The sequence below is a fragment of the Stenotrophomonas sp. P5_A8 genome, from assembly GCF_056400545.1.
The window spans coordinates 1-6,815 of sequence record NZ_JBFULB010000215.1; the positions used below are offsets into that span (position 1 = coordinate 1).

The following is a 6,815-nucleotide window of genomic DNA, read 5'->3' on the forward strand; positions in this document are numbered from 1 at the left end:
CCGCAACGGCAGCCGCGGCAGCCGACCAACGGTCGGCTCTACCGGGTGCCGCTGCCGACCAACGGTCGGCTCTACCGTAATCCGGCTTCGCCGGATTACTTGCCTGCGCGGGCGGAGTACTCGCCCGAGCGGGTGTCGACCTTGATGATTTCATCCTGGTTGACGAACAGCGGCACGCGGACCACCGCGCCGGTTTCCAGGGTGGCCGGCTTGCCGCCGCCGCCCGAGGTGTCGCCGCGGACGCCCGGGTCGGTTTCGGTGATCTTCAGCTCGACGAAGTTCGGCGGCTGGACGAAGATCGGCTCGCCGTTCCACAGGGTGACGATGCAGGACTCTTCGCCCTTCAGCCACTTCTCGGCGCCGCCCATGCCGGACTTGGTGGCCTGGACCTGCTCGAAGGATTCGGGGTCCATGAAGTGCCAGAACTCGCCGTCGCTGTACATGAAGTCCATGTTGGTATCCACGACGTCGGCCTTCTCCACGTCGTCGGTCGCCTTCATGGTCATTTCGACCACGCGGCCCGACTTGATGAAGCGGTACTTCATGCGGGTAAAGGCCTGGCCCTTGCCCGGCTTGACGTACTCGGTCTCAGTGATGACGGCCGGTTCGTTGTTGATCAGGATCTTCATCCCGTTCTTGACATCGTTCATGCCAACAGTGGCCATGCTGAAACTCCTGAATGGGCAAACGCCGCGCAGGCGCGGCGAGCCGGATAGAATGGGATATCCCACCGATACCGGTGGGGTGAGGCGATATTTCTGACCCACATGATAACCGCAGGCCCCCATTCCATGCAGCTTTCCGCCACGCCCCTGGCCGCCCCCGTCCGCTGGCAGCAACGGTGGCGCGAGGCGATCCGCGACCCGCGCGAGCTGTTGCGGCAGCTGGGGCTGGACCCGCTGGAGCTGGGCGTGTCGGACGCGGCGGCGGGCCAGTTCGCGGTGCGCGTCCCGCAGGGCTTTGCGGCCCGGATGCGCCACGGCGACCGCCACGACCCCCTGCTGCGCCAGGTCCTGCCGATCACCGACGAACTCAAGGTCGTGCCGGGCTTCAGCCTGGACGCGGTCGGCGACGGCGCCGCCAAGAAGGCCACCGGGGTGATCCAGAAGTATCGGGGCCGCGCCCTGCTGGTGACCACCGGCAGCTGCGCGATCAACTGCCGCTACTGCTTCCGTCGCCACTTCGACTACGGCAGCGAGAACGCGGCCCGGGAAGGCTGGCGCGATGCGGTGGACGCCATCGCCCTGGACCCGGACATCGACGAGGTGATCCTGTCCGGCGGCGATCCGCTGTCGCTGGCCACCCACAAGCTGGTCGAGCTGACCCAGGCCCTGCGGCAGATCCCTCACCTGCGCCGCCTGCGCATCCACAGCCGCCTGCCGGTGGTGCTGCCCGAGCGCGTGGATGACGAACTGGTGCGGTGGCTGGTCAGCCTGCCGTGGCCGGTGGCGTTCGTGATCCATGCCAACCACGCCAATGAATTCGATGCTTCGGTGGACGCGGCGATGGCGCGCCTGCGTGCGGCCGGGGCCACCCTGCTCAACCAGGCGGTGCTGCTGCGCGGGGTCAACGATTCACTGCCGGCCCTGCAGGACCTGAGCGAGCGCAGCTTCGCCGCCGGCGTGCTGCCCTACTACCTCTACCAGGTGGACCGGGTCGAAGGCGTGGCCCATTTCGAGGTCGACGATGACACCGCCAAGGACCTGCATGCGCAGCTGACCGCGCGCCTGTCCGGCTACCTGGTGCCCAAGCTGGTCCGCGAGATCTCCGGCGACAGCAGCAAGCGGCCGGTGTAAGGCGCCGCGGCCACCCCCGGKGGCCGCGGCGCGTCACATCCCCGATTCGATCATCTGCACCACGTCGGTGGCGCTGACCGGGTGGCTCAGCCAGTAGCCCTGGGCCAGGTCGCAGCCACGCTGGGCCAGCAGGTCGAACTGCACTTCCTGCTCGATGCCTTCGGCCACCACGGTGATCCCCAGCGCGTGGGCCATGGCGATGATCGCCGTGGTCAGGGCCAGGTCGTCCGGGTCGCGCTGCATGTCGGCCACGAAACTCCTGTCGATCTTGACCCCGTCCACCGGCACCTGGCGCAGGTGGCTCAGCCCGGAGAAGCCGGTACCGAAGTCGTCCAGCCACACCTTCACCCCGGTGCGGTGCAGCTTGTCGAGCAGGGCCGCGGCCAGCATTTCATCGCCGATCACCGCCGTTTCGGTCAGCTCCAGGTGCAGGCGCGAGGCCGGCAGGCCGGTGTCGCGCAGGCAGTCGGCGACCACGCTGGGCAGCTCGCCACCGCGCAGCTGGCGCGGTGAGACGTTGACCGAGACGAACAGGCCATCGTTGTCCACGCCGTGCGGCCACTGCACCGCTTCCATGCAGGCCGCACGCAGCACCTTGGGGCCGATCACTTCGATCAGGCCGCTCTGCTCGGCCACTTCAATGAACACCGATGGCGGAATCGTGCCCAAGGTCGGGTGCTGCCAGCGCAGCAGTACCTCCACCCCGACCATGCGCCGATCGCGGGTGCGGAAGATCGGCTGGTAGACCAGCCGCAGCTCGCCGCGCTCCCACGCCCCGCGCAGCTCCTGCTCCATGTGCACGCGCCGTTCCACCGCATGGTCCATGGCCCGGCTGTAATAGCGGTAGCAGTTCTTGCCGGCCATCTTGGCTTGGTACATGGCGATGTCGCCGTTCTTCAGCAGCGTGGTGGCATCGGCCGCATCGTCGGGGAACAGGGTGACGCCGATCGAGCTGCCCAGGAACAGTTCCCTGCCCTGCACGAACAACGGCTTGCCGAGTTCGCGCACCAGGATCTCGGCCAGCTGCCGCGCATTGGCGGCCACGTMGCCTTCGCCGAGCAGGATCACGAATTCATCGCCACCAAAACGCGCCAGCAGTGCCTCGTCCCCACCGGCCTGGGCCACGGCGGTGCTGATGCGCTGGGCGAACTGCAGCAGCGCCTCGTCGCCGGCCTCGTGGCCGAGGGTGTCGTTGACCCGCTTGAAGTCGTCCATGTCGGCAAACAGCAGCGCCAGCCGATGGTTGGACGCGCGCGCGGCCATCAGGCGATGGTCCAGCGCCTCGCGGAACGCCAGCCGGTTGGTCAGCCCGGTCAGCGCATCGGTGTAGGCCATGTGCCGCACTTCGCGGTCATGCCGGGCGATGGATTCGCTCATGCGGCCAAAGGCCCGCACCAGCTCGCCCATTTCATCGTTGCGCGTGCTCTGCCGCAGCTGCGGGCGGTAGTCGCCCGCCTCGATCTGGCGCGCGGCCGCGGCCAGCCAGCGAATCGGCGTGACCAGGCTGCGCTGCACATACATGATCATGCCCACGCCGATGCCCACCAGCAGCCCCAGCATCAGCAGCAACCAGCCCAGGTGGCGCTTGCCGWCCTGCTGAAGGCGCTCGCCCAGGGTCTGGTTGGCGCGCAGCTCCATGGCCTGCACATCGTCCAGCGCCATGCCCACCCGCACGCCGCCGATGCGCTGGTTGCCGATCATGATCGGCATGGCGTTGTCGAGCACCTTGGGCGACTGCTGCACCACCAGCGTACGCGCGGCGACCGCACCGGCGGCCAGCGGGTCGCTCATCGGCCGGCCGAAATCGATCACCTCGGTGCTGCCGTCGTGGACCAGCTTGCCGTCCTCGTCGAACACCAGTACGTAGCGCACCACCTGCTGCCGCGAGGTATTGCGCACCAGCGCGCCGACCTGCTCCAGGTCGTTGTAGTACAGCGGGTTGGCCAGCGCGTCGGACAGCTCGCGGGCCAGCGCCTCGCCGCGGCTGCGCACGCTGCGGTCGAACAGGTCGTGGATGACGTTGCCGCTGAGGTGCTGCACCTCCCCCTGCATGGTCGCCTGGCGCCCCAGCACCACCGCCACGATCACCACCACCACCAGCATCGCGCCGCTCATCGCCAGCACGAACCGTGTCTGCATTCCGGAACCCAACAGCCTCATTCCACTTCCATCCGCACGCGAGCCAGCCCTTGTTTCAGTTCATCCAACCGGTGCTGCATCTGCGCATCCACCCGATGGAACCCGGACGTACCAAAAAACTTCTGCAGCGCATCCTGCGCCAAGGGATCTGCCGCGGCCTCCAGCAGTACCTGCTGCAGGCGATCACGCACGTTCGCATCCAACCCGGYGCGCACCATCTCCACCGCACGCGGGTACGGCTCGGTGCGATGGATGACGCGGAAGTCGCGCAGGAAATTGGCCGGGATCCGATGCCCGTCGGACCAGTCCACGCTGCTCACCGCGCCGGCATCGACCACGCCCTTGTGGACCAGGGTCGCGATGTTGCCCTCGGTGCGGGCGAACACATAGCCCACCGTATCCGGGGCGGCCGCATCGCGGGCGGACAACAGGATCTCCGGGGTCAGCCCCTCCTGCAACAAGGTCATCACCGGCACCAGGTAGGCGCTGGTGGAGGCCACGTTCTGCAGGGCCAGGGTATGCCCCTTGAGATCGGCCAGCGAAACGATCGGACTGTCGCGGCGGACGAAGAAGACGGTGTGGTAATCCCGCACGCCGCTGCGCTCGGTGAGCAGCAGGGGCTGTGCGCCGCTGCGCATGCCCAGCGCCACGGCGGTGCCGGAGGTCTCGGTGACCCAGTCCACGCGGCCGCGGCGCAGGTAGCTGCCCATCTGCTGGGCATCGGGCGCCATCAGGATGCGACCTTCGGTAATGCCGACATCACGCATGCGCGGGACCACGTAATCCAGCAGGGGTTGCAGTTGCGCATAGTGTGACTTGGGATTGTCGCTGATCCGTCCCAGCACCAGCACGTTGCCGGGATCGGCCATGGCAGGCCCGGTCATCCATGCGATGGCCAGACACAGCAGCGCCCCCTGCAGCAGCCATCGCAGACCTGATACTCGCATTCACTCCCCCCAAGGAATCCGAACAGCCTACCCGAAAAAGTGAGAACTGCGTCAGCTCATTCGGGGCGGTTGTTCGCCAATCTCGCCATCCGCTGTGCATCGGCGAGGATGCCGCGCAGCAGGCGGACTTCCTGTTCGCTCAGTTCGGTACGCAGGAAGAGGCGGCGCAGTTTGCGCATCGCCGAATCCGGTGCGCGGCCCTTGTGGAAGTCGATCTCGTCCAGGGTCTGCCCAAGCTGGCCGAACAGGCCTTCAACCTGGGCATGGCTGGCCGGCTGCTCGCGGTGTTCGGGGTCGGCCGGGGCCGCGCCTTCGACGCCGCCGAGCACGGCCATGCGCAGTTCGTAGGCCAGCACCTGCACGGCGGCGGCCAGGTTGAGCGAGCTGAAATCGGGATGGGACGGGATGTGCACGGCCAGGTGGCATAGCTGCAGTTCTTCGTTGGTCAGTCCAGTGCGCTCGCGGCCGAACACGAAGGCGACTTCGGCGTCGGGCTCGGCGGCCTTGGCCAGGGCGCGCTGGGCGGCCACGGTGGGCAGCAGCTCTTCCAGCTGGACCCGACGGGCGCGGGCGGTGCAGCCCAGCACGAGGGTGCAGTCGGCCACGGCCTCGGCCAGGGTGCCTACGACGGGGGCGTCGCCGAGGACGTCCTCGGCGCCGGCCGAGCGCCTGAACGCCTCTTCATCCAGCGGCTTTTCGGGGGCGACCAGGACCAGCCGGCCCAGGCCCATGGTCTTCATGGCGCGCGCCGCAGCGCCCATGTTGCCGGGGTGCTGGGTGCCGACCAGGACGAATCGGATACGGGACGGAGCGGTTTCAATGGACATGAACAGGCCAAACGCGAGCAGACAAGCCACAGATGGTAAACTGTGCGACCGGCCTCTGCGCCGGGACCGCTCTTTTCCCCCGCCAAACATACCCACTCTGCCTTTACGGGAGCTTTTCGCCATGCAGAAACCCGCCGTCACCGTCATGGTCAAGGCCGCCCGCCTCGCCGGCAACGTCCTGTTGCGCAACATCAACAAGCTCGAGGCGTTGAACGTCGTAGAGAAGGGGCGCATGGACTATGCCAGTGAAGTCGATGCGGATGCGGAAAAGGTCATCGTCAAGGAACTCAAGCGCGCCTACCCGGAATACGGGATCATGGCCGAAGAAGGTGGCCTGCAGGGTGTGAACCGTTACATGTGGGTCATCGACCCGCTGGACGGCACCAGCAACTACCTGCGCGGCTTCCCGCACTACTGCGTGTCCATCGCGCTGGTGGAAAACGGCGAGCCGATCGATGCGGTGATCTTCGACCCGCTCCGCAATGAACTGTTCACGGCCAGCCGTGGTGCCGGCGCGGTGCTCAACGACCGCCGTATCCGCGTGGCCGATCGCAAGGACATGAACGGTGCAATGATCCACACCGGCTTCGCCCCGCGCGAGCGCCAGCGCACCAGTGCGCAGCTGAAGGCAGTGGATGCGCTGCTGGTGCATGCCGAGGACGTGCGCCGCACGGGTTCGGCGGCACTGGACCTGGCCTACGTGGCCTGCGGCCGTGCCGATGCCTACTTCGAGGCCGGCGTGAAGGCCTGGGACATCGCGGCCGGCGTGCTGCTGGTGCGCGAGGCCGGCGGCCGCGTCTGCGACTTCAAGGGCGCCACCCCGGCCCGCATGGACAGCCGGGGTCCGGAGACCCAGCAGATTGTGGCCGGCAACGTGAAGAACACCGACGTGCTGCAGAAGGTGCTGGTCAACACCGGCTACGCGGCGGAGTTCGACGCCAAGTTCTGATCGGCCGCGACTGCGACAGCTTGAAACGGCGCCTTCGGGCGCCGTTTTTGTTTGTTGGTGGTGCAACGCAAACGCAGGAGCAGGAGCAGCCGCGGCGGCGGTGCGCGTCTGCTGGCTTGGGCGGGTACGGGTGGGTTGGCGGGACACGCCGTAAATC

The 6,815-nt window shown here is 67.5% G+C and carries 6 protein-coding genes; 2 read left to right on the forward strand and 4 right to left on the reverse strand.

The window, feature by feature from the left end; translation table 11 throughout:
• Positions 1-95 precede the first annotated feature (95 nt).
• Positions 96-665, reverse strand: a complete 570-nt coding sequence (gene efp / locus AC1DQP_RS14370; protein WP_256774720.1) for an elongation factor P — start codon at positions 663-665, stop codon at positions 96-98.
• Positions 666-791: 126 nt separating this feature from the next.
• On the opposite strand from efp, the gene epmB reads away from it, so the two are divergent.
• Positions 792-1,796 carry an EF-P beta-lysylation protein EpmB gene (gene epmB, locus AC1DQP_RS14375; RefSeq protein ID WP_457318744.1) on the forward strand — a complete coding sequence of 335 codons (1,005 nt, stop codon included), beginning with the start codon at positions 792-794 and terminating at the stop codon, positions 1,794-1,796.
• A gap of 33 nt (positions 1,797-1,829) precedes the next feature.
• Here the strand turns inward: epmB and AC1DQP_RS14380 are convergent, their stop codons facing one another.
• The 3 genes from AC1DQP_RS14380 to AC1DQP_RS14390 are packed head-to-tail and all read right to left on the reverse strand — an operon-like array spanning position 1,830 to position 5,709.
• Positions 1,830-3,956 carry a putative bifunctional diguanylate cyclase/phosphodiesterase gene (locus tag AC1DQP_RS14380; protein ID WP_478051853.1) on the reverse strand — a complete coding sequence of 709 codons (2,127 nt, stop codon included), beginning with the start codon at positions 3,954-3,956 and terminating at the stop codon, positions 1,830-1,832.
• Positions 3,953-4,882: a phosphate/phosphite/phosphonate ABC transporter substrate-binding protein gene (locus AC1DQP_RS14385; protein ID WP_478051854.1), complete on the reverse strand. Its 930-nt coding sequence runs from the start codon at positions 4,880-4,882 to the stop codon at positions 3,953-3,955. Before AC1DQP_RS14385 ends, AC1DQP_RS14380 begins: the two co-directional genes overlap by 4 nt.
• A 56-nt stretch (positions 4,883-4,938) precedes the next feature.
• Positions 4,939-5,709 carry an RNA methyltransferase gene (locus AC1DQP_RS14390; RefSeq protein WP_256774716.1) on the reverse strand — a complete coding sequence of 257 codons (771 nt, stop codon included), beginning with the start codon at positions 5,707-5,709 and terminating at the stop codon, positions 4,939-4,941.
• 121 nt (positions 5,710-5,830) lie between these two features.
• Here AC1DQP_RS14390 and AC1DQP_RS14395 point away from each other — a divergent pair, with 121 nt between their 5' ends.
• Entirely contained in the window at positions 5,831-6,658 is an 828-nt protein-coding gene (locus AC1DQP_RS14395; protein WP_256774715.1) for an inositol monophosphatase family protein, read from the forward strand.
• Positions 6,659-6,815: the final 157 nt, after the last annotated feature.

Coding starts and splice junctions, on each gene's coding strand:
- efp (WP_256774720.1), bottom strand. CDS start 665: ATGGCCACTGTTGGCATGAACGATGTCAAGAACGGGATGAAGATCCTG.
- epmB (WP_457318744.1), top strand. CDS start 792: ATGCAGCTTTCCGCCACGCCCCTGGCCGCCCCCGTCCGCTGGCAGCAA.
- AC1DQP_RS14390 (WP_256774716.1), bottom strand. CDS start 5,709: ATGTCCATTGAAACCGCTCCGTCCCGTATCCGATTCGTCCTGGTCGGC.
- AC1DQP_RS14395 (WP_256774715.1), top strand. CDS start 5,831: ATGCAGAAACCCGCCGTCACCGTCATGGTCAAGGCCGCCCGCCTCGCC.